At 46.5% G+C, this 23,615-nt stretch carries 15 protein-coding genes; 12 read left to right on the top strand and 3 right to left on the bottom strand.

Going from position 1 to position 23,615, the window contains the following annotated elements; translation table 11 throughout:
* Positions 1-32: 32 nt before the first annotated feature.
* Complete coding sequence (gene feoB / locus SHEWPOL2_RS09610) at positions 33-2,327, bottom strand: Fe(2+) transporter permease subunit FeoB (protein WP_037427919.1); 2,295 nt, start codon at positions 2,325-2,327, stop codon at positions 33-35.
* On the bottom strand, positions 2,320-2,559 hold the full coding sequence (locus tag SHEWPOL2_RS09605) for a FeoA family protein (protein ID WP_011623257.1): 240 nt from the start codon (positions 2,557-2,559) through the stop codon (positions 2,320-2,322). The genes feoB and SHEWPOL2_RS09605 overlap by 8 nt, the downstream gene beginning before the upstream one ends.
* A 425-nt stretch (positions 2,560-2,984) precedes the next feature.
* On the opposite strand from SHEWPOL2_RS09605, the gene SHEWPOL2_RS09600 reads away from it, so the two are divergent.
* From SHEWPOL2_RS09600 to SHEWPOL2_RS09560, 9 genes are all read left to right on the top strand, one after another.
* The gene (locus tag SHEWPOL2_RS09600; RefSeq protein WP_086024018.1) at positions 2,985-3,950 is read left to right on the top strand and encodes a DmsE family decaheme c-type cytochrome; all 966 of its coding nucleotides are present in this window, start codon (positions 2,985-2,987) and stop codon (positions 3,948-3,950) included.
* 13 nt (positions 3,951-3,963) lie between these two features.
* Complete coding sequence (locus SHEWPOL2_RS09595) at positions 3,964-6,102, top strand: MtrB/PioB family decaheme-associated outer membrane protein (RefSeq protein ID WP_037427916.1); 2,139 nt, start codon at positions 3,964-3,966, stop codon at positions 6,100-6,102.
* Between the two features lie 35 nt (positions 6,103-6,137).
* Entirely contained in the window at positions 6,138-8,057 is a 1,920-nt protein-coding gene (locus SHEWPOL2_RS09590; protein WP_037427915.1) for an OmcA/MtrC family decaheme c-type cytochrome, read from the top strand.
* A 245-nt stretch (positions 8,058-8,302) separates the two neighbouring features.
* On the top strand, positions 8,303-10,489 hold the full coding sequence (locus SHEWPOL2_RS09585; RefSeq protein WP_037427914.1) for an OmcA/MtrC family decaheme c-type cytochrome: 2,187 nt from the start codon (positions 8,303-8,305) through the stop codon (positions 10,487-10,489).
* A 329-nt stretch (positions 10,490-10,818) separates the two neighbouring features.
* On the top strand, positions 10,819-12,771 hold the full coding sequence (locus tag SHEWPOL2_RS09580) for an OmcA/MtrC family decaheme c-type cytochrome (RefSeq protein ID WP_037427913.1): 1,953 nt from the start codon (positions 10,819-10,821) through the stop codon (positions 12,769-12,771).
* A 68-nt stretch (positions 12,772-12,839) separates the two neighbouring features.
* A complete protein-coding gene (gene mtrA, locus SHEWPOL2_RS09575; protein ID WP_037417148.1) occupies positions 12,840-13,841 on the top strand; it encodes a decaheme c-type cytochrome MtrA in 1,002 nt (333 codons plus the stop codon).
* Positions 13,842-13,853: 12 nt separating this feature from the next.
* Positions 13,854-15,947, top strand: a complete 2,094-nt coding sequence (locus tag SHEWPOL2_RS09570; protein ID WP_037427912.1) for an MtrB/PioB family decaheme-associated outer membrane protein — start codon at positions 13,854-13,856, stop codon at positions 15,945-15,947.
* 280 nt (positions 15,948-16,227) lie between these two features.
* On the top strand, positions 16,228-16,842 hold the full coding sequence (locus SHEWPOL2_RS09565) for a hypothetical protein (protein ID WP_037427911.1): 615 nt from the start codon (positions 16,228-16,230) through the stop codon (positions 16,840-16,842).
* A gap of 2 nt (positions 16,843-16,844) precedes the next feature.
* Positions 16,845-17,570 (top strand): uracil-DNA glycosylase family protein, encoded by a 726-nt coding sequence (locus SHEWPOL2_RS09560; protein ID WP_050991338.1) that lies wholly within the window; start codon positions 16,845-16,847, stop codon positions 17,568-17,570.
* A gap of 141 nt (positions 17,571-17,711) precedes the next feature.
* Here SHEWPOL2_RS09560 and SHEWPOL2_RS09555 read toward each other — a convergent pair whose 3' ends face one another.
* Positions 17,712-19,208 (bottom strand): M4 family metallopeptidase, encoded by a 1,497-nt coding sequence (locus tag SHEWPOL2_RS09555; RefSeq protein WP_037427910.1) that lies wholly within the window; start codon positions 19,206-19,208, stop codon positions 17,712-17,714.
* A gap of 229 nt (positions 19,209-19,437) precedes the next feature.
* On the opposite strand from SHEWPOL2_RS09555, the gene SHEWPOL2_RS09550 reads away from it, so the two are divergent.
* The 3 genes from SHEWPOL2_RS09550 (at position 19,438) to SHEWPOL2_RS09540 (ending at position 23,576) form a co-directional block, all read left to right on the top strand.
* Positions 19,438-20,655, top strand: a complete 1,218-nt coding sequence (locus SHEWPOL2_RS09550; protein ID WP_037427908.1) for a sugar diacid recognition domain-containing protein — start codon at positions 19,438-19,440, stop codon at positions 20,653-20,655.
* 268 nt (positions 20,656-20,923) lie between these two features.
* A complete protein-coding gene (locus SHEWPOL2_RS09545; protein WP_037427907.1) occupies positions 20,924-21,916 on the top strand; it encodes a catalase family peroxidase in 993 nt (330 codons plus the stop codon).
* A gap of 301 nt (positions 21,917-22,217) precedes the next feature.
* Positions 22,218-23,576, top strand: coding sequence for a GntP family permease (locus tag SHEWPOL2_RS09540; RefSeq protein ID WP_037427906.1), 1,359 nt, complete (start codon positions 22,218-22,220; stop codon positions 23,574-23,576).
* Positions 23,577-23,615 lie beyond the last annotated feature (39 nt).

Below are 23,615 nucleotides of genomic sequence, written 5' to 3'. Positions count from 1 at the left end.
AACCACTAAGCTGACATTTATTACTCAGGGATTTACTCAGTAATAATCCGCACGCCGGGGATAATTTGCTGAGTTCTGCGCCCTTTACGTTTTAGCCATAGATAGAATATGACTAACGCACTGAGGAAGAAACCAATCCATAAACCCGATTGCAATGGGTGCTCGGCAAAGGTTGCTACTTGGTAAGCGATAGTTGCACTGCCATAGGCCAGAGAGAATGTCCATGTCGCTGCAAACGTTGCCCAACGAGTACCAAACTCGTTCACTAAAGCGCCCATCGCCGCAACACAGGGAGTATAGAGTAAAATAAACAACAGGTAAGAGAACGCCGCTACCTTGGTAGTAAACCCAGATTGCAAGGCACTAAAGGTTGACGTTGCAACACCTTGCGCCTCTGCCGCAACATCGGTACTGGATACATCACCCACAGATAACTTAAGCGGGTCTTCCAAATCCAAACCGAACAAGTTTGCAGGAATGGTCGCAAGTGCCTCGTTAAAGCTGTCTGCTAGTGGTGTTAATTCACCGTCCTCAGGCGCCGCATTGGTATATAAGCTATTGAGTGTTCCCACCACCGCTTCTTTAGCAAAAATCCCGGTGATAATACCTACGGTTGCAGGCCAGTTATCTTGTTCAATCCCCATCGGCGCAAAGATTGGAGTCACTTTCTGGCTCGCTACACTTAAGAGTGACGCTTGGCTATCCTCGTGGCCAAAAGTGCCATCAATACCAATCGCATTGATAAAGTTGAGCAGTGTCACCACCAGCACAATGGTTTTACCCGCACCAAGGATAAAACTCTTAGTCCGCTTACCAGTACGCACCATCACAGCTTTAAATTTAGGCAACTCATAGCTTGGTAACTCCATCACTACCGCACTACTAGTGCCTGGTAATAAAGTGCTTCGCAGCAACAATCCGGTACCGATGGCCGCAAAAATCCCGATGATATACAGTAAAAATACCAGGTTTTGGCCAGAGTCTGGAAAAAATGCCGCCGCAAATAGTGCATACACAGGCAACCGGGCACCACAAGACATAAAGGGAGCCATCATTCCCGTGACAATACGCTCACGCTCACTGCCTAAGGTACGCGTTGCCATAATGGCTGGCACAGAGCAACCAAAGCCCACGATCATTGGTACGAAAGCTTTGCCCGGTAAGCCTATGCGACGCATTAATCCGTCAACCACAAACGCGGCACGAGCCATATAGCCCGAACTTTCAAGAACAGATAAACCAAGGAATAATGCCGCAATCACAGGAATAAACGTAGAAACCGTTTGAATACCTTGGCCCACACCACCCGCAAGGATAGTCACCAACCAAGCTGGCGCGCCTATGTTATTGAGCAATGCACCAAAATGATCGACCAGTAATGCCCCTGCAAACACATCGAAGAAATCGATAAACGCACTGCCGATGTTGATGCTGAACATAAACATCAAATACATGACAAATAAGAACACCGGAATCCCAAGTACAGGATGTAAGACTAATTTATCGAGTTTATCGCTCAAGGTTAAGAAGCCATCGGCTTTAACGGAACCTTGGAATACTCGCTCAACAAAATTAAAGCGAGTGGTTGCGACCATCACTTCAATGTCGTGTCCTTGCTGCGAAATTTGCTGAGTACAAGTATTCACCTCATCCTGAAGCTCAGCATTTTTACAGCTACCACAACCAGAACCGTTACCCAACATAGCTAAGGCGCGGCCACGGCTTAAGTTGGGATCTTTACTACAAAGTAGTTGCACGCCTGCTTCAATTTGCTCGTCGTAATCAAGTAACAAAGGCGCTTCAGATACACGACCTTGAAGTAAGTCAAGCACTTGCGCTTGTACTTTAGCAACATCAGCAGGATCGCGAGAACAAACCCCAATCACTGGGCAGCCCAATTCTTGACTCATTTTCTTTAAATCGACACGAATGCCACGCTTGATAGCAGCATCGATTTTGTTCAACACCACCACCATAGGGATCGACAATTCACGGAGTTGTGCCGTCAAATAGAGGTGGCGCTCGATATTGGTCGCATCAACTAAGTTAATGATGCCATCGACACGTTGTTCGGCGAGATACTGTTGAGCAATCTGCTCATCAAGAGAACAATCACAGCTATTACCCGCAGGGAGTAAATCATAGATACCGGGTAAGTCGGTTAAGTAAACGTCAGCACCATTGAGAGTAAAATGACCGGTTTTTTTCTCAACCGTCACACCGGACCAGTTGCCAACTTGCTGATTAGCGCCTGTAAGCGCGTTAAAGAGTGTTGATTTCCCAGCGTTTGGGTTACCAACGGTGACGCAATGAAACTGCTTAGTCATTCGCCTTTTCCACCTCAATAATGTCTGCCAAGTCTCTGCGCATACAAAGCTTACTACCACGAATATCCAGCTCTAAACCAGAGCCCATTGGCGCTCGGCGAATCAAAGAAAATCGTGTATTTGGGGTAATGCCCATGGACAATAATTTACGCTTCACTGTTTGCGGCAAATCTAATCGCCCGATTTCAGAAATAATGCCACGGTCACCGGGACTGAGTTCGCTTAACTTCATTACCTATTTCACCTTGTAACAGCTTCAGCTTGAAAAACTGTGCTCATTTTATCTGAGCTATGGAGCTAATAACTTTACCTAGATCAAGCTTTTTGACTGGTAACGATAATAGTTTTCAATTGTGTTGGGTATTATGTGACAAAAATCTCAATGAATAAACGCCTGACCGAAAATAAAAATGCCAGCTAGCTGCCACCCTTTATCGCAATCGAACAACATGTTCAATAAGCGTTAAAAAAAGTCATCCTCGGTACAAAATGAGACATTGGTCACACTTATTGTTTATCCCTACAAAATCATTCCTCTTTACAGTCAACCAGCTAAAAAATGTTAAGCACTTGTCACATGCTTGTTCTAATATTAATCAGCTAAATTAGCGATGTCGAAAGCTTGAAAAATAACAAATAAAACGCACTCGGGAATAGATGAACATGGATATAGGTTTAAAGTTCAAAAGCATAACTCAGGTTATGCTTGCTCTGATGTTATCGATACTCAGCCTTTCAACGGTAGCGACACCTTGGGATGACAAGCCACCCGAGGAGGTCGTCGCGACTTTGGACAAAAAGTTTGCCGAAGGTAAGTACTCGGCTAAAGGGGCTGACACTTGCCTGATGTGCCATAAAAAAAGTGCGGTTGTAATGGCCATTTTCGATGGTGTGCACGGTAATCCTAATATTAAAGAATCCCCCATGGCCGACTTACAGTGTGAGGCTTGCCACGGCCCACTCGGTAATCATAACAAGGGCGGCAAAGAGCCGATGATCACCTTCGGCCAGAATTCCCCCGTTCCCGCGCAAAAACAAAACAGTGTTTGTATGAGTTGCCATAACGACGATCAACGCATCGCGTGGAAAGGTAATCACCATGACAATGCCGATATCCCTTGCAGTAGCTGCCACCAAGTACACGTAGCAAAAGATCCTATCAGCGACAAAGCCAACGAAGTGGCGATTTGTACCCAATGCCATACTCAGCAAAAAGCGGATATGCACAAACGCTCATCCCATCCACTACAGTGGCAACAAATGGTCTGTAGCGATTGCCACAATCCCCATGGCAGTTTAAATGATGCCAGTCTGAAACAAATGAGCGTCAACGAAAACTGTTACAGCTGCCACGCTGAAAAACGCGGTCCTAAATTGTGGGAACATGCGCCAGTCACCGACAATTGTGCGAACTGCCATAACCCCCACGGCAGCGTCAACGAATCCATGCTTATTAGCAAACCGCCACAGTTATGCCAACAGTGCCACGCCTCCGATGGCCACAGCAGTAATGCTTACTTTGGTAATCAAACCAATGCCTTCACCTCGGGTAATTCCTGTATGAATTGCCATGGACAAGTGCATGGTTCAAACCATCCATCCGGCAAGTTGCTCCAGAGATAACAAGGGAATGATCATGCAAATAATGAACATATCGACTCCTAAAGCTTGTTTCTCACTCACATTACTGGCTTGGGCGATTAGTGGCGTACTCAACACAGCCCATGCTGAAGGATATGAAATCCAAAAAGCGAATCGCAGTGGCGTAAAAAGTGAGGCATGGAGCTGCAAGCAATGCCAGCCCAAAACAGGGCGCCAAGTCAACGTCAGCGCCACGCTCGCCTACAATGACGGCGAAGATAGCCGTTTTGGTAATCGCACTGGCACGGATAAAGATGGCTTGGTCGGTGCTGTGGGCGCCGATATGCAATACCAAGCTGGGAGTGGTTACCAAACCCGGCTAGAGGCCGATAAATTGGGATTTGACACGGGGTCAGCCAAGCTCACCACAGGCCAACCCGGACACTACCAAATCCAATTAGGTTATAAAGGGCTCGCCAATTACCAATACAATCAGCTAAAGAGCCCTTATCTCACCGATAACGATAAGATGCTCTTGCCTGATAATTGGGTAGCGGGAGCAACGACCCACTCCATGCCGTTACTGCAATCGAGTTTAATCGAGCAGGACTTAAGCATTACGCGGGATAGATTTAACCTCGGCGGTTACTACGCAGGCCATATCTCATCGAGCAGCCGCTACAAAGCCTCGGTGAACTACCAGCATGAAAACCGCAGCGGCACGAAAAAGACCAGCGCAAATATTCTCACTAACAGTGTGATGTTGGCGCAGCCAATTGATGACAGCACTGATGAAGTCGATGCCAGAGTTTATTTTGGCGGCACAGGCTGGCAAGCGGGCATAAACAGCCAGATAAGCCAATATAAGAATGACCATCAGGCACTGCTATGGCAATCGGCCTATACGCCCACATTTGGTGCGGCCTACTTTGGCCAAAATGCAGTCGACCCAGATAACAAGGCCTATCGGATCGCCGCCGAGGCCAGTGGTGGTCAAAATGGTCATAACATCCTTATGCACGTGGGCATCAGTAACATGTCACAGGATGAGGCTTTTCTACCAGCAACCATTAATGGCCCCTCCCCTGTACTGCCAACCGATAATCTGGATGCCCAAGTGGACATCCTAGATATGGTGCTTAAGTATTCAGGCCGCATCACACAGGATTTGAGTGTTCAAGCCAGTTATAACTATCAAGACAGGGAAAACAAGACGGCTCAGTTAGATTTCCCACAGGTCGTGACCGACAGCTTTTATCAAGGCACAGCTACAAATCGTCTCTACGATAAACGCAGTAAACAATTTGATCTCAAAGGCAAATACCGCCTATCGCCGTCGGCCTATGCTGAAGCGGGATATAGCCGAGATGAAATCATTTATTCGGAGCTTGATAGGCAGTCCATCGATGAATCGGGTCTCTTTGCCAAACTCAGCTACCGCTATTCGCCAGCTTGGTCAGCTTGGTTAAAGGGCGAAGTATTAGATCGTAATGGCAGTGAATACGATGCTGTAACAAGCACACAAAGTCCGAGTAATCCTTGGCTACGTAAGTCTTATCTTGCTGATCGCAAACGTCAAAAAGTCACCTTGCACACAGATTACCAAACCGATATAGGGTTCTCTGTGGGTGCGAGTTTACACAGTATTGATGATGACTATAACCATACATCAGTCGGGCTCACCCAAGTGTCTTACCTTGGCTACGATGTAACTGCGCAGTATCTAATTAGCGACAATCTAAGTCTTAACGCCTATCTCAACCAAGACTGGCGCGATTCAGATCAGGCCGGAAGCAATCGTTTCTCAACACCTGATTGGTACAGCACCGCTGAAGAGAAATCGACCCTGATTGGCGCGGGTATCGCCTATCAAAACCTGCTGGATAATCGTTTAGATCTGGGATTGGACTACAGCTACTCCGATGGTCAAAGCGATACTGAAATCACCTATGGCATCACTAGCCCCTACGGTGACTACTACAGTCGCAAGCACAATATTAACGCCTACGCCAAATATAAGCTGGCCGACAGTATGTCATTACGCTTCGATTGGTTGTTCGAGAAATATCAAGATGCAAACTGGCAAAACCAAAACATCACTTGGGACACGGTCCCCAATGTGCTCAGTTTTGGCGACATCAGCCACGATTACAATGCTCATTACTTAGGTTTGACCTTAAGCTACCAAATGTAACTTAGGCACTGACAGCGTATTCCAAGGATAGAAATATGAACAAGTTTGCCAAATTAACCACACAATATAGTTTGATGCTGCTCCTCGCCACACTTGTCTCCGCTTGTGGGGGCAATGATGGTAATGATGGCTCACCCGGTGAGCCGGGGAAACCACCCGCAATAACGATCACTAGCCTAAACATCATGGTCGATAAAGTTACCGTGACCGACGGCATTGCCCAAGTCGATTATCAGGTGAGCAATCAAGACGATGAAGCCGTGGTTGGTATTCCTTCAGCCACCTTTATTGCGGCGCAATTACTACCTCAGGGCGCCACAGGTGCTGGTAATAGCAGTGAGTGGCAACATTTCACCTCTGAAACGTGCGCCGCTTCTTGCCCAGGCACGATTGTTGACCATAAAAACGGCCATTACAGCTATCGTTTTAGCGCCACATTTAACGGCATGAATGGGGTGACATTCGTTAACGACGCCACCCAACGAGTAGTCATCAAACTGGGCGGTGATGCATTAGCCGATGGCACAGCGCTCCCTATAACTAATCAGCACTATGATTGGCAAACCTCGGGGAATACCTTAGCTTATACCCGTAACTTAATTACCATTGAAACCTGTAATAGCTGCCACAACAATTTAGCGTTCCATGGTGGACGTTATAACCAAGTTGAAACCTGCGTAACCTGCCATAACAGTAAGAAGGTCAGCAATCCCGCGGATATTTTCCCGCAAATGATACACAGCAAACATTTAACGGGATTCCCTCAATCCATCAGTAATTGCCAGACTTGCCACGTTGATAATCCAGATTTAGCCGAGCGTCAAAATTGGCATAGGGTACCCACCATGGAAGCCTGTGGTGCCTGCCATACCCAAATTAATTTCCCTGCGGGCCAAGGCCATCCAGCACAAGCGGATAATAGCAATTGCGTTGCTTGCCATAATGCCGATTGGACCGCAAGCGTACACGGCAATGAAGATCAAATAGCCGCGTTAGCTCAATTTAGTCCAAGCATCAGTAGTGCAAGCATGGATGCCAATGGCACAGTGACTGTTGCGGTGACCCTGATCAACCCCAGCACAGGCACTGTTTACCTAGATAGCGCAGATAAACTCAAATTTATCAGCGACCTAAGGGTTTATGCTAACTGGGGAACCAGTTTCGATTACAGTACCCGCTCTGCGCGCTCAATTCGTCTCCCTGACTCCACGCCAGTTTCTGGCAGCAATGGCACCTACGTTTACACTATTTCAGGTCTCACCGTTCCCGCTGGTACTGAGGCCGACCATGGAGGCTTAGCGATTCAGGGCCGGGTATGCGCCAAAGACAAAGTCTTAGTGGATTGCAGCACCGAACAGGCAGAAGTGCTGGTGATCAAATCAAGTCATAGTTACTTCAATATGTCTGCATTAACCAGCACTGGCCGCCGCGAAATCATTAGCAATGCCAACTGTGCTAGCTGCCACGGCGATCAACAACTGAATATTCATGGTTCGCGCAACGATTTAGCAGGCCAATGCCAACTTTGCCACAACCCGAATATGCAGGCCGATGCTACAGCGGCAAATCCCTCCATTACCTCCTTTGACTTTAAACAGTTAATTCATGGGATCCATACCAGCCAATTTACTGGTTTTGCAGATCTCAACTACCCAGGAAAAATCGGTAATTGTGCTCAATGCCATATCAAAGATGCAGCAGGCGTTTCAACGGTTGCCCTGCCCTTAAATACAGCGGTTCAACCGCTTGCGCTTAACAATGGCACCTTTACCAGCCCAATTGCCGCCGTATGCACTAACTGTCACTCAAGTGATGCGACCCACAATCATATGAAGCAACAAGGGGCCGTGTTTGCAGGCTCCAAAGCTGATGCAACCGCAGGCACTGAAACCTGTGCATTCTGCCATGGACAAGGGGCCGCCGCCGATGTACTCAAAGTCCACCCAATTAATTAACCCTATGATGCAGGCCAAAAGGCCTGCAACTGCAGATATAAAAGGAACTCATACTATGCAGTCTTCTACCTCTAAAGAAATAGTCAGATCTCAATCACATAACCCGCTTAAAGTGACTGATAAATACCAATGACTTAGTTAGCCTTACAGGTGGGATCTAATCCCACACATTAAATGCCAATAATGAGATTTATTCTTATTTGATAAGTGTTTAATGATGATTAAAACTATTGCAGGGAAATATCATGATGAAACGGTTCAATTTCAATACCGCAACAAAAGCGATGTTGGGTGCCGGTTTACTTTCACTTCTTCTCACTGGCTGCGGTGGCAGTGACGGTAAAGATGGTGAAGACGGTAAACCAGGCGTTGTTGGTGTCAATATCAACTCCACCTCAACCTTAAAAGCAAAATTCACAAATGCCACTGTTGATGCAGGCAAAGTCACCGTTGATTTTACGTTGGAAAATGCTAATGGCGTTGCCGTATTAGGCTTAACTAAAGATCACGATTTACGGTTTGGTATTGCGCAATTAACTCCAGTTAAAGAAAAAGTGGGTGAAACTGAAGCTAACCGTGGTTATCAATGGCAAGCTTATATTAATGCCAAAAAAGAGCCAGGTACTATTCCATCCGGCGTTGATAACCTCAAGCCATCAGCCCAATACCAAGCAAACGTTGAAGCAGCAAGTAAATGTGATACTTGCTTAGTTGACCATGGTGATGGTAGCTATAGCTACACCTACCAAGCCAACATTGCCAATGTAACTCAGCCATTAACCGTCACTTACAGCGCTGACGCGACTCAACGCGCGACGATGGAGCTTGAATTACCACAACTCACAGCCAACGCCCATTTCGACTGGCAACCTTCTACTGGTAAGACGGAAGGTATTCAAACCCGTAACGTGGTTTCTATTCAAGCTTGTTATACCTGTCACCAACCTGAAAGCTTAGAGCTTCATGGTGGTCGTCGTATCGATATTGAAAACTGTGCCTCTTGCCATACTGCGACCTCTGGCGATCCAGAATCAGGCAATAGCATTGAATTTACTTACATGATCCACGCTATCCACAAAGGTGGTGAGCGTCATACCTTCGATGAGACAGGCGCAGAAGTACCTGCTCCTTATAAGATTGTCGGTTACGGTGGTAAAGTGATCGACTACGGCAAAGTAGGCTTCCCATTAAAACCTGCTGCTGATTGTTCAGCTTGTCACGTTGAAGGTGCCGGTGCACCTGCCAATGCAGACCTATTCAAAGCAGACTTAAGCAATCAAGCTTGTATTGGTTGCCATACTGAAAAACCATCTGCTCACCATAGCAGCACTGACTGTACCTCTTGCCACAATGCGACAGAGCCTTATGGCGGTACTGGCAGCGCAGCCAAACGTCATGGCGATGTACTGAAAGCCTATTCTGACACCAAAGCGATGGGTATTAAGTTCAGCAATGTGGGTGTAAATGCAACAGGAAAAATCACTTTCGATGTACAAGTGATTGATAAAGATGGCAATGCAATCGATAAAGCCTATGTAAACCAAACCTCACGCGTTGTTGTGGCTTGGGATTCTGACAAAGATTACCCAAGCTCAGCAGCAGCTTCTTATAGCAACCGTCGTATCGCCCTGAACGAAGGTACCTATAATGAAGCGACCAAAACCTATTCACTAACAGGTACTAAGTTCAGCTTACCAGCGGATGCTAACGGTAAAACATTTGAACTCTGGTCTACATTAGAGGTTTGCTTCAACAATGGCGGCTATGGCGTTGCTGATGTTGTGATGACAGACTGTACTGTACCTAACGTCCGTAAAGTACCAGTTAAAGAAGCACCATATCACTTCGTTTGGAAAGATGGTGGTGTGGATAGCACTGCAAAAGCTAAAGCACGTCGTGAAATCATCGACCCAACTAAGTGTCAAGGCTGTCACAATCAGGAAATCCACCACTATGACAACGGTGTAAACTGCCAAACTTGTCATACATCGGACAAAACCCTGAAAAATGATGCGGCCTATCCAGGCGGTAAGATACCAACCAGCTTTGCTTGGAAAGCGCACGAGCGTGAAGGACATTATCTGAAATATGCAGGCGTACAATCTGGTACTGTATTAAAAACCGATTGTGCAACATGTCATACTGCAGATAAATCAAACGTTGTAACGGGTATTGCTTTAGGCAGATCACCAGAACGTGTATGGCGCTACGGTGATATCACAAATAATGGTGCTGATATTTGGGTATCTTCCGATGCTGGTGCATGCTTAAGTTGTCACCAGAAATATCTGTCTGACGCTGCCAAATCGCACATCGAGACTAATGGCGGTATCTTAAATGGCTCAAGTGCAGCAGATGTTCAAACTCGTGCCTCTGAAAGCTGTGCGACTTGCCATACTCCATCACAATTGATGGAAGCTCACGGTAACTAAGCCGACGTAATTCTCTCAATAGAGAGTAAGAACAAAAAGAGAGAGGTATCCCCTCTCTCTTTTTTATTTTAGCTTCACAATCCGCCGTTTTTTTGATCTAAATTTGTTTTTCCCCTGTGGTTTAACTACCTCTTTAGAAATAGAAAGATCCAAGTCACACATTAGCAAAGGCTTAGAAGATTTTAGAGGCATGTTAGGTTAGCCTTTCCTTGGGGAATTCTATTTCCAGCATCCACTTAGGTTGCCTTCAAGACCAAAGCACAGACAAAGAATCTGTCGGGTGAAGAAGACAAGCACTTAAGTAATGCCAAACCTATGCAGGGAAAAAAATGATGAACGCAAAAAAATCAAAATTCGCACTGCTGCTTGCAGCAAGTGCCGTCACTATGGCCTTAACAGGCTGTGGTGGTAGCGATGGTAACGATGGTAAACCCGGTGAACCTGGTGGAGAGCCAGCTCCCGCTATTCAAAAGCTCAATTTTACATTCAACAAATCTGTTGTGACTAACGGTGTACCTAGTGTTGAATTCACTGTCACCAACGAAGACGATTTACCGGTCGTGGGTCTGCAAAAAATGCGTTTTGCAGCAGCTCAATTACTTCCTCAAGGCGCTACAGGTGCCGGTAATGCCTCTCAGTGGCAATACTTTGGTGATGAAACCTGTGATCTCGCTTCAACTTGCCCAGGTACTTTTGTTGACAAGAAGAACGGCCACTACAGCTATACCTTCAAGATGAACTTAACTGCCAATGCTAAGATCACCTACAACGACCAGTTGGCTCAACGTGTGCTAATCCGCGCTTACAATACGCCACTACCAGATGGCACCTTAGTGCCTAACAGCAACGCTTTTGTAGATTTCACCGCTGACACAGGTGCCGAGCCTGGTTATAGCCGTAAAATCGTTGCCACTGAAAGCTGTAATACTTGTCACCAAGACTTAGCACAGGTTAAACATGGTGGTGCGTATTCAGATGTTAACTACTGCGCAACGTGCCACACCGCAGGCAAAGTGGGCGTAGGTAAAGAGTTTAATGCTCTAGTTCACGCCAAGCATAAAGACCTGACCTTAGGCTCATTAGAAAGCTGCCAAAGCTGTCACACTGAAAATGAAGCAACACCTGATTGGGGCAACTGGTCACGTATTCCAACTGCCGCAACCTGTGGAAGCTGTCATAGCACTGTGGATTTTGCTGCGGGTAAAGGCCACTCTCAACAACTCGATAACTCTAACTGTATCGCCTGCCATAACAGCACTTGGACAGCCGAGTTACATACAGCTAAAACCGCTGACAAAAAAGCCGTTATCGCTCAATTAGGTATGTCTGCAACATTAGCTGCTCAAGCAGACAATACTGCGGTATTAACCGTGTCTATCTTAGATAAAAACGGCAATGCCATTGATGCGGCGAGTGTACAAAATAAGATTAAACGTTTAGAAACTATCACTAACGTTGGACCTAACTTCCCCATCATGGGCTATAACAAGAGCCCAGGTAGCGGTACAGCTAAAGTGGCCAAAGATCTAGTCAAAGATGGTGCATTACAAGCTGATGTTACCATCGCTGATGGTAAACTGGTGTTCACTACTCCTGCACTGCCATTTGGTGCGGGCGATACTGATACCGCCTTTACCTTTATTGGCTTAGAAATGTGTAACACTGGTACCACATTAACGGCTTGTACTGCTAATAGCACAACCACCAGTATGAAAGCCGAGTTAGCCTTTGGTACTAAATCTGGTAAAGCGCCTAGTACACGTCATGTTAACTCAGTGAACTTCAGCACTTGCCAAGGCTGTCACAGTGACACCTTTGAAATCCACAAAGGTCACCATGCAGGCTTTGTGATGTCTGAACAAGTTTCACATGCCAAAGACGCAAACGGTAAGCCTATCGTGGGTGTTGATGCTTGTGTTGCCTGTCACACACCAGATGGTACCTATGCAAACGGTGCTAACAAAGGTGGTTTCGAAATGAAACTACACGTGGTTCACGGTGAGCAAGGCGTGATCAAAGAATGTACTCAGTGCCACAACGACTTCAACTTAGATGCATTTAAAGTGAAAGGTGCACTGGCTACTTCTGCAGGTAAATACACCACCCCAATCACAGCAACTTGTACTTCATGCCACGCGCCAGAATCTATCGGCCACGGTTTAGAAAATATGGGTGCGATTGTGAATGGCGATTATACTCAAGCCAACCAAGCGGCACAGTCAGAAACCTGTTTCTACTGCCATACCCCAACAGTTGCAGATCACACTCAAGTGAAAATGTAATTTGCCCAAGCAGGGGGAGCTAGCTCCCCCTTTCTTGAATTTTGTTGGGACAAATTGGGAAGCCTATTATGAAGAACAGTCACAAAATGAAAAATCTACTGCCGGCATTTGTCATCACAATGGCAATGTCAGCAGTTATGTCTTTATGCATCACACCAAACGCTTACGCGTCGAAGTGGGATGAAAAAATGACCCCTGAGCAAGTCGAAGCGACCTTGGATAAGAAGTTTGCCGAAGGCAACTACTCCCCTAAAGGTGCAGACTCTTGCATCATGTGCCATAAAAAATCTGAAAAAGTGATGGACCTTTTCAAAGGTGTCCACGGCGCGATTGATTCGTCAAAAAGCCCCATGGCTGGCCTGCAATGTGAGGCGTGCCACGGCCCAATGGGTCAGCACAACAAAGGCGGCAACGAGCCGATGATCACTTTTGGTAAGCAATCAACCTTAAGTGCCGATAAGCAAAACAGCGTATGTATGAGCTGTCACCAAGACGATAAACGTATGTCTTGGAATGGCGGTCACCATGACAACGCCGATGTTGCTTGTGCTTCTTGTCACCAAGTACACGTAGCTAAAGATCCTGTGTTATCTAAAAACACTGAGATGGAAGTCTGTACTAGCTGCCACACTAAGCAAAAAGCGGATATGAATAAACGCTCAAGTCATCCACTCAAATGGGCCCAAATGACCTGTAGCGACTGCCACAATCCCCATGGGAGCATGACAGATTCCGATCTTAACAAGCCTAGTGTTAATGATACCTGTTATTCCTGTCATGCCGAGAAACGCGGCCCAAAACTTTGGGAGCATGCACCCGTCACTGAGAATTGTGTCACTTGCCACAATCCTCACGGTAGTGTGAATGATGCCATGCTGAAAACCCGCGCGCCGCAGCTGTGTCAGCAATGTCATGCTAGCGATGGCCACGCCAGCAATGCTTACTTAGGTAACACTGGTTTAGGTTCTAATGTCGGTGACAATGCCTTTACGGGTGGAAGAAGCTGCTTAAATTGCCATAGTCAGGTCCATGGTTCTAACCATCCATCTGGCAAGCTATTACAGCGCTAAGGAGACGAGAAAATGAAATTTAAACTCAATTTGATCACTCTAGCGTTATTAGCCAACACTGGCTTTGCCGTAGCCGCTGATGGTTATGGTCTTGCTAATGCCAATACTGATAAAGTGAAATTATCCGCATGGAGCTGCAAAGGTTGCGTGGTTGAAACAGGCACATCTGGCACTGTGGGTGTCGGTGTCGGTTATAACAGCGAAGAAGATATTCGCTCAGCCAATGCCTTTGGGACATCCAATGAAGTCGCAGGCAAATTTGATGCCGATTTAAGCTTTAAAGGTGAAAAAGGTTACCGTGCCAGTGTTGAAGCTTATCAACTCGGTATGGATGGCGGTCGTTTAGATGTGAATGCGGGCAAACAAGGCCAGTACAACGTCAATGTAAACTATCGCCAAATTGCGACCTACGACAGCAATAGCGCCCTATCGCCCTACGCGGGTATTGGTGGCAATAACCTGACGTTACCGGATAACTGGGTAACTGCTGGTTCAAGCAGTCAAATGCCATTGTTGATGGATAGCCTCAATGCCCTCGAATTATCACTTAAACGTGAACGCACGGGATTGGGATTTGAATATCAAGGCGAATCCCTGTGGAGCACCTATGTTAACTACATGCGTGAAGAAAAAACTGGCTTAAAACAAGCCTCTGGTAGCTTCTTCAACCAATCGATGATGTTAGCAGAGCCAGTGGATTACACTACTGACACCATTGAAGCGGGTGTCAAACTCAAGGGTGATCGTTGGTTCACAGCGCTCAGTTACAATGGGTCTATATTCAAAAACGAATACAACCAATTGGACTTTGATAGTGCATTCAATCCTACCTTTGGTGCCCAAACCCAAGGTACGTTGGCGCTTGATCCCGATAATCAGGCACACACAGTGTCATTGATGGGACAGTACAACGATGGCAGTAACGCCCTATCGGGTCGTATTCTTACTGGACAAATGAGCCAAGATCAGGCGTTAGTAACGGATAACTATCGTTATTCCAGCCAGCTAACAAGCGATGCGGTTGATGCGAAAGTCGATCTATTGGGCATGAACCTTAAAGTCGTTAGCAAAGTCAGCAAAGATCTTCGCTTGACCGGTAGTTACGATTATTACGACCGTGACAATAATACCCAAGTTGAAGAATGGACCCAGATCAGCATCAACAATGTCAACGGTAAGGTGGCTTATAACACGCCTTATGATAATCGTACGCAACGCTTTAAAGTCGCGGCAGATTATCGTATTACCCGCGATATTAAACTTGATGGTGGTTATGACTTCAAACGTGACCAACGTGATTATCAAGACCGTGAAACCACGGATGAAAATACCGTTTGGGCTCGTTTACGCGTCAATAGCTTCGATATGTGGGACATGTGGGTAAAAGGCAGTTACGGAAAACGTGACGGCTCACAATACCAAGCGTCTGAATGGACTTCTTCTGAAACCAACAGCCTGTTACGTAAGTACAATCTGGCTGACCGTGACAGAACTCAAGTCGAAGCGCGCATCACCCATTCGCCGCTTGAAAGCCTGACCATCGATGTTGGTGCCCGTTACGCGTTGGATGATTATACCGATACTGTGATTGGCTTAACTGAGTCAAAAGACACCAGTTATGATGCCAATATCAGCTATATGATCACCGCAGACTTACTGGCAACCGCCTTCTACAACTACCAGATCATTGAGTCTGAACAGGCGGGTAGCAGTAATTACAGCACCCCGACGTGGACTGGCTTTATTGAAGATAAAGTGGATGTGGTCGGTGCAGGTATTAGCTACAACAACCTGCTGGAGAACAAGTTACGCCTAGGACTGGATTACACCTATTCCAACTCCGACAGTAACACTCAAGTCAGACAAGGTATCACTGGCGACTATGGCGATTATTTTGCCAAAGTACATAACATTAACTTATATGCTCAATATCAAGCCACCGAAAAACTCGCGCTGCGCTTCGATTACAAAGTTGAGAACTATAAGGACAATGACGCCGCAAATGATATCGCCGTTGATGGCATTTGGAACGTCGTAGGTTTTGGTACTAATAACCATGACTACACCGCACAAATGCTAATGCTGAGCATGAGCTACAAGCTCTAATCTGCGTTTATTGATGGTCAAAAGCCCGCTCTGCGGGCTTTTTTATGAGAGCGTGTTGAAGTTTCGAGAGTAAATATTATTCGTTCCGGCAAGCTCGTGCTCGCGAAACTATACGAAAACTCACCGCACTTTTGTTACAACATCTCGCTATTCCAACCCACAAAATCTTGAATAAGATCAGAATCTGGGGCAAAACTCGCACTCAAAATAAGGTATTCCTTGAGTTTACAAGCACTTTAGCGGATGTTAATTCAGCCCGTTAATTATCAGTGGATATCAGATGTCGTCCTTCACTTGTTCTTTTTGGCGTTTATCGCCTGTACCCGCCTTGATAGGTTTAAGTTTGTTCTCTACCCCTGCCATGGCATTTGATGCCAGCGGTGGCACAGCAAGCTTATTTATCATTGTCGGTCTGGGTGGATTTACCCTGATCAATAGCTTAATGCAAGGGCTGTTCTTTTTTGCGGGTCAGTATCGTAATCCCATCTTTGCCAAACGCCACGTACTAACCGCACTGATAGTACCACTGCTCGCTTTTACCTTTACCCTTTATGAACACCGCACTTGGAGCGACTTTGCACTCAATCTTGGGATGATCATTGTAGGCGTTGGGCTGATTTTATTGCCGCTGCAGTTACGCCAACTTCATCAGCCCAGCAATCAACATGCGGGCTGGCTACTGAGTCTTGGCGCCTTATTGATTCTCGGCATCAGTTATCTACTGCCGCCCTGCGCGCTCTTTGCTATCATCTTGGCCCATATTGCTTTAGCCTCTCATGCCAAAACTCCCACTAAATCCTTGGGTGCCAAGCCATTGAGTTATCTTGTATTAACCGCCTCCTATGCACTCTTTGGTTATTGGCTCTATCATCTATTGAGCAAACTAGGGGCTTAACGATGACAACCGCCCCACTCCCAAGTATCGAGCCCGCTTGCTCAACCGAACTCAATTTTCTGCTCAAGCAAATTCGCGCCTGCCAACTTTGTCAGGCCGAGCTTCCCCTGCCAGCAAAACCTATCTTGCAAGCCAGTAGCCAAGCACGGATCTTAATTGCGGGCCAAGCCCCCGGTGTAAAAACTCACCACAAGGGCATTCCCTTCGATGATGCCAGTGGCGAGCGTCTGCGCACTTGGCTTAATGTCAGCAGAGAACAATTCTATGATCCCGCACTGTTTGCCATAGTACCGATGGGGTTTTGTTTTCCGGGAACCATTGAGCGAAACGGTAAAAAGCAAGGTGATAAGCCGCCGCGCCCAGAGTGCGCCACGACCTGGCATGAAAAGTTATTAGCCTTGATGCCACAGGTAGAGTTAGTGCTCGTCCTTGGCCAATATGCAATTGATTACCATCTGCCACGTGCTAAGGCTCGTCTTAGTACAGCATGCAGGGAGTTAACCTCACCGGACTTAACGTTATCGACGCCATTGCCGCCCCCAAAAGTCACAGTAACCCAAGCGATTGAGCAATGGTCCTTGTATTGGCCGCAATTGATGGTCATGCCCCACCCTAGCCCTCGAAACAACCTTTGGCTAAAACAGCATCCCGAATTTGAACGCGAACGACTTCCCACGCTTCAAGAGAGGGTTGCTAGCCTACTGGCAAGCTCTCCAGAACCGAAATAAAAAACCATCATCAACAGGATAGCCTTGTGAGGGCAATATAAATCCAATTAAAAAGCCCCATTTAGGGGCTTAGAATAAGATCTTGAACGACCGACTTAATATCTACAACACAGCACTTTATGCATTGCGTTTAAAATAAGCTTATTGGCAACTCACACCAACTGCCGAAAATGCCGCTGTCACATCCGCCACAGGATAGCCTGAGCCTTTAGCACTCGCGGCCTGCTGAACCCCACAGGCTGCTTGATTAAACGTCGATGTCGGAGTCCAATACAACTGGTTTGCTAGCACAAACACATCGAACGCCTTACGCGTATTCCAACCACTTTTAGTCGCCAGTGTGTAAAAGGCTTTATTAAAAACACCAGAGGAATAATGCACATCCATAGAACTGGTATAATTGGCGGCATTGTCAATTGAACGTCCATCCTTTGTTGGGGTATCCATATAACGCAGCGCCCCAGCGCCTTTGACTATATCGTAGCCGACTTTCCAATCGTTACTACCACGCATGTAGTACTCGGCCGCTTCACCAGCTATATCCGAAAATGCCTCATTGATACCCCCGGACTGGCCGCTGTAATTTAACCCAGAGTTTTGCTCGGTAAAGCCGTGGCTGACCTCATGGGCGGAAACATCTAAGCTCACAAGTGGATAGAAATAGCTTGCGCCATCCCCAAAGGACATAGCCGTACCATCCCAGAAGGCATTTTCATAATTGCGGCCATAATGCACCCGCATCTCCAGCTGGAATGTTAACGGTGCAGTGTTGTACCAATCCTTGTACATATTAAAAATAACGCCGCCGAAATAGTGCGCATCATTTAAAGGAGAATAAGCACCATTTACCGCCAAATAAGTGTTCTCTGGACAAGTAAAAGTGAACACCGAACCACGGCGAGTCGAGTTCGCCATGTTGACAGTTTTCACATTGGTGTTGGTCATGGTGCATGTACCATTAGACTCGCTCACCTTGAGATAACCATAATCACTGCCGTAGTAATAACCACCGATTTTGGCATTTCCTCCAGGTCCAGTGGCATCTAAGGCTGTGCTACCGCCACCGGAACCACCACCGCCAGGTTTACCTGCGGTACTTTTTGCGGTCATGATTTCATTCCAATGCTCGAGCACCATCCCTGTTTGAGCATCTACAAAGCCCGTTGGTCGAGACAATGCATCGGTTTGGTCGCTTAAATAGGAAACCCGATACGCTAACCTTGGAGTATCACCCGTCATCAGGATAATAAGCTGTACGTCCTTTTTCCCCGTTGCCGCCGAACCCGGATATAGTCTATTCAAGGCCGCAATCGCCTGCCCTTGAGAAATCCCAGCTTCCACGGAAAAATCATCCGCAATTTGTGCCACATCTCCTTCAGCACTCAGTTGAGTATCATCCGTGCTAACAACCAAATGGTGGCCATACACCAGCACCCCATCGAAATACTGCAACGCTTTGGTTTTACTTTGGCTTTTGTTAAGCGTTATCGTTTTAACTTCTTTAAAACTGTGTTTTTGGCTCAATCCTACAGCAGCGGATAAGGATTGCCCGTGATTAAATTTAATTTCAACAGCTTGTGCCTGAATACTCGCCGCTATACACATCGCCAGTGCTGACGGTAAGAGATAAACTTTCATCGTGATATCCTTTGCCTTAGCCCATTAAGGGACAAACGACACTAAAGGGAATAAATACGGCCATCATTTTACCCACCCAATTTGTTAAAATTACGTTAAAACCGATTGAGTTCAATAATCAGTATAGAAGATAAAAAAACACCTGCCCTTTTCTGTCGTTTGCCATTACCCTAACTGCGTTGCTGTTTGCGTCAGTGGTTTATAAATAGATTGAAAAATAAGGTGAGTTATGTACGTTTTGGATCAACACATCGCCAAAAAAATTGTGAGTCGCACAATGAAAATCATTGGACACAATATCAATGTGATGAATGGTCAAGGCGTGATCTTAGGCTCAGGAGACCCTAAACGTATCGGTGCAACCCATGAGGGCGCTTTACTCGCGATTGCGCAAAATCGCAATGTGGAATTGAGCGAAGAAGTCGCCTCCGGTCTTCATGGCGTAAAACCAGGCATCAACTTACCTTTGCATTACCAAGGGCAAATTATTGGTGTGATTGGCATTACTGGCGACCCGGCAGAACTAACCCACTACGGCGAGCTACTAAAAATGACCGCCGAGATGATTGTCGAGCAAGCCAATCAACAGGATAAATTGCAATGGGAAAACCGCCAGCGTGAAGAATTTATTCTGCAACTTATCAAGGCACAAACCGATGACGATGAGCAATTGCATCGCTGGGCCAAGCAGCTCGATATTGATATCACGCTACCACGAGTGGCCGCCATTATTGAAGTCAGTGAAAAACAACCCTCCGCCATCCACAAAATGATATCGCAGGTAAACACATCAACAAATAACGAGCTAAGCGGTAGTGATGAGCGCAATCCCAGAGTCAGCGAAACCCTCAAGCAAGTATTGCATCTACTGCAAAATCCCGACCGCGGCAACCTAATTGCCATGACCTCCATGTCACAGCTGGTGATCCTAAAACCCGCTTTTCTAGATGGAAAACAATGGGATCCCGAGCTTGAAAACCAACGTATTGATAAGTTATTGCAACGATTACCTGCGCAGATGGACTTAAATTTTAAAATTGCCTTGGGTCACTTTTTTCCCGTAAAAGGTGGGATTGCACGCTCCTATCAAACCGCGCAAGAAACGTTGAGCTTAGGTAAACAGCTCAACCCTGAAGGCACAAAATACCTATTTGAGGATTATTCCTTACAAGTGCTGCTCTCAGGACTCAAGCATGACTGGCGCGGCCAAGCGCTAGCAAGTCCCTATCAGCAACTAACGCAGGCCGATAAAAATGGCCAATTACGTAAAACTTTAGCCGCCTACATCACCCACTTTGGTGATGCGCAGCAATGCGCCAATGCCCTGTTTATCCACCGAAATACCTTAAGATATCGTCTAGATAAAATTCAGCAATTAACCAAAACTGATATTCAATCCTTACACGGCTTATTAAGTCTGTATCTGGGACAACTGCTTGATACTTAAGCAAGCCCAAAGTAGCAGCCTCTGTTTAACCAGACGCTCCTTTAGCCGACGAATTCAACGACTGAGTATTTAACTCTCGTGGCTTAAGCAATCAATGGATATCGCAATCATGTCTCAAGCTAACCTCATTTACTGCACTATTACTCCACTATTGAGTAAGCAATACATTCGGTGAAAGATTTATACCGTATCTCCTGTCCTATATTTCTGGATAACTCTCTCGCGTCGACATTTCGAACGCTCGTTACAGTCCATTGAAGGAATAACAATGACCCTATTCAAACTGACTTTACTTGCCAAAGCCTGCATCATCACAGGCTTAGCACTAACTTCACCCACATTAATCGCCGCTGAAAAAACCATTCCCGAACTGGTTGATGCCGTCAATGGCACGCCGGATGCGGCGAGTCGCGAAGCCGGCAAAAAAGTGAAACTGCGTAATCACACAAAGGGATTTTGCACCTCCGGCTATTTTGCGCCCAACCCAGAGTTACAAGATTCGCTAACGATTCCATTTTTTAATCAAAGCCAAATTAAGGTTACCGCTCGCTTTTCCCTTGGCGGCACCAATCCTCAAATCTCCGACAAAACCCCTGGGCGCTTTATGTCACTCAAAATTGATGGTGATAAAGAAAACCTGAACTTTGTCACCACCAATGTGCCAGTGTTCTTTGCTAGTAATCTGGATGATTTTTTTACCTTTCAGACCAAAGTGAAACAAGGCGCCGAAGGTAAACAATGGCTTATCGATAATAAGCCCAACGCCAAAGCTTTTTTCGACTATGTAAAACAACTGCCACCCAGCCCCAGCTTTGCCAATAGTCGCTACTTTGGCGTAAACAGCTTTTTGTTTACCGACAAGCAAAATAACAGCGTTGCGGGTAAATGGATTTTTGAACCCGTCGCCGGCACAGCAGCCCTTTCTGCCAGCGAACTGGCTAATCTGGGTGATGATTTTTTAAAGGCAGAATTACTCCAGCGCATTAATACCCAGCCAGCACAATGGAACCTCTATATTCAACTGGCTGAATCGGGTGATGACATTAATAATCCAACGGTGATTTGGCCTGAGACTCGTAAGCGATTACTGGTCGGCCAAGTGGTGATTAACGGGGACCGCGATAGCGACTCCCAAGTGCAACAGTGTGATAAAGGCATTTTTAACCCACTGTTATTACCTAAGGGCATTGCCCCCTCAGCCGATCCGATACTTAATGCTAGAACGGCGGCTTATGTTGAGTCTTTTATTCGTCGTCAATAACTCAAGATATTAAACGCTACACTTTTAAGGTTGGTAAACCGCAGGTTTACCAACCCCTCGCAACAATATTTCTGCTATTACATTCGAAGTCACACGCATTATTTTGTGCATACGCACAAAATAATGGCCTGTTTATGCCGTAATTCCGTCAGTTTAACCAAAGCTATTCAATTCGCAGTATTCAATAATAGGCTGACCTTAAAGCAGCCTTTATTTGAACTTAGGATCAGATAACCGCCGCGCCCTACAAAAACAGCCAGAACCACTTAAGAACTTCAGCCAAGACTGAACGGGACAATCTATGAACTTAGTGCTCATCCTCATCGGCGTGATTGCATTTATTGTTATCGCGACCTCAAAATTTAAGCTCCATCCGTTTTTAACCTTAATTCTGGCCGCCTTTATTGGCGCCTTCGCCTATGGTTTACCGAGTGGCGATATTGCTAAAACCATCACCACTGGCTTTGGCAATATCCTCGGCTATATCGGTCTGGTGATCGTGCTCGGGACCATTATCGGTATCATCCTCGAAAAGAGCGGCGCCGCCATCACCATGGCAGACGTGGTGATTAAAGTCTTGGGTAAACGCTTCCCAACACTCACGATGTCGATTATCGGCTACTTAGTGTCGATTCCGGTGTTTTGTGACTCGGGTTTCGTGATCTTAAACTCGCTGAAACAATCCATGGCCAACCGCATGAAGGTCTCTAGCGTGTCGATGAGTGTGGCGTTAGCGACAGGTCTTTATGCGACTCACACCTTTGTACCGCCCACACCTGGCCCTATCGCCGCGGCGGGTAACTTAGGGCTAGAGTCCAACTTGGGCCTAGTGATTGGTGTTGGTTTATTTGTTGCTGCCGTTGCCTCACTTGCGGGCATGCTATGGGCGAACCGCTTTGCAGGGGTTGAACCTGATGGCGAAGGCGCGGAAGAACTCAAAGCTCAAGCCGCTGATTTTGAATCCTTAAAACAAAGCTACGGCACACTCCCTAGCCCATTAAAGGCATTTGCACCGATTTTTGTGCCTATCCTATTAATTTGTTTAGGTTCTATCGCTAACTTCCCTTCTGCACCACTGGGCAAAGAAGGCCTATTCAGCCTATTAGTCTTCCTCGGTCAACCCGTTAACGCCCTGCTTATCGGTCTATTCCTGTCACTGCTATTACTGAAAAGCGATAACAAGATCGCCGAGTTTAGCGAGCGCATTAGCCAAGGCTTAGTCGCCGCAGCACCGATTATTTTGATCACTGGTGCCGGTGGTGCCTTCGGCGCCGTGTTAAAAGCCACACCTATTGGTGACTTTTTAGGCAGCTCATTATCAGCACTCGGCGTTGGGATTTTCATGCCCTTTATCGTCGCCGCAGCATTAAAATCGGCTCAAGGTTCATCCACCGTTGCCTTAGTGGCAACCTCAGCCTTAGTCGCACCAATGCTGGGCGATATCGGTCTTGGCAGCGAAATGGGCCGCGTGTTAACCGTAATGGCAATTGGTGCCGGCGCCATGACAGTCTCCCACGCCAACGACAGTTTCTTCTGGGTGGTGACTCAATTTAGCCGCATGAGCGTTAAACAAGCCTATAAAGCCCAAACCATGGCGACCCTTATCCAAGGTGTAACCTCCATGCTGGCCGTGTATGTACTAAGCTTAGTGCTGCTCTAAGCCGCTGTTATCTTGTCCTTGGGCGCAACCAAGCGCCCA

The sequence above is a fragment of the Shewanella sp. POL2 genome (genome assembly GCF_000282755.1).
Lineage (GTDB): Bacteria > Pseudomonadota > Gammaproteobacteria > Enterobacterales > Shewanellaceae > Shewanella > Shewanella xiamenensis.
The sequence above is the reverse complement of the archived record's forward strand: the minus strand, read 5'-3'. Positions and strand labels throughout refer to the sequence as shown.

Coding starts and splice junctions, on each gene's coding strand:
- feoB (WP_037427919.1), bottom strand. CDS start 2,327: ATGACTAAGCAGTTTCATTGCGTCACCGTTGGTAACCCAAACGCTGGG.
- SHEWPOL2_RS09580 (WP_037427913.1), top strand. CDS start 10,819: ATGATGAACGCAAAAAAATCAAAATTCGCACTGCTGCTTGCAGCAAGT.
- SHEWPOL2_RS09540 (WP_037427906.1), top strand. CDS start 22,218: ATGAACTTAGTGCTCATCCTCATCGGCGTGATTGCATTTATTGTTATC.
- SHEWPOL2_RS09570 (WP_037427912.1), top strand. CDS start 13,854: ATGAAATTTAAACTCAATTTGATCACTCTAGCGTTATTAGCCAACACT.
- SHEWPOL2_RS09550 (WP_037427908.1), top strand. CDS start 19,438: ATGTACGTTTTGGATCAACACATCGCCAAAAAAATTGTGAGTCGCACA.
- SHEWPOL2_RS09600 (WP_086024018.1), top strand. CDS start 2,985: ATGAACATGGATATAGGTTTAAAGTTCAAAAGCATAACTCAGGTTATG.
- SHEWPOL2_RS09560 (WP_050991338.1), top strand. CDS start 16,845: ATGACAACCGCCCCACTCCCAAGTATCGAGCCCGCTTGCTCAACCGAA.
- mtrA (WP_037417148.1), top strand. CDS start 12,840: ATGAAGAACAGTCACAAAATGAAAAATCTACTGCCGGCATTTGTCATC.
- SHEWPOL2_RS09590 (WP_037427915.1), top strand. CDS start 6,138: ATGAACAAGTTTGCCAAATTAACCACACAATATAGTTTGATGCTGCTC.
- SHEWPOL2_RS09605 (WP_011623257.1), bottom strand. CDS start 2,559: ATGAAGTTAAGCGAACTCAGTCCCGGTGACCGTGGCATTATTTCTGAA.
- SHEWPOL2_RS09585 (WP_037427914.1), top strand. CDS start 8,303: ATGATGAAACGGTTCAATTTCAATACCGCAACAAAAGCGATGTTGGGT.
- SHEWPOL2_RS09565 (WP_037427911.1), top strand. CDS start 16,228: ATGTCGTCCTTCACTTGTTCTTTTTGGCGTTTATCGCCTGTACCCGCC.
- SHEWPOL2_RS09555 (WP_037427910.1), bottom strand. CDS start 19,208: ATGAAAGTTTATCTCTTACCGTCAGCACTGGCGATGTGTATAGCGGCG.
- SHEWPOL2_RS09595 (WP_037427916.1), top strand. CDS start 3,964: ATGCAAATAATGAACATATCGACTCCTAAAGCTTGTTTCTCACTCACA.
- SHEWPOL2_RS09545 (WP_037427907.1), top strand. CDS start 20,924: ATGACCCTATTCAAACTGACTTTACTTGCCAAAGCCTGCATCATCACA.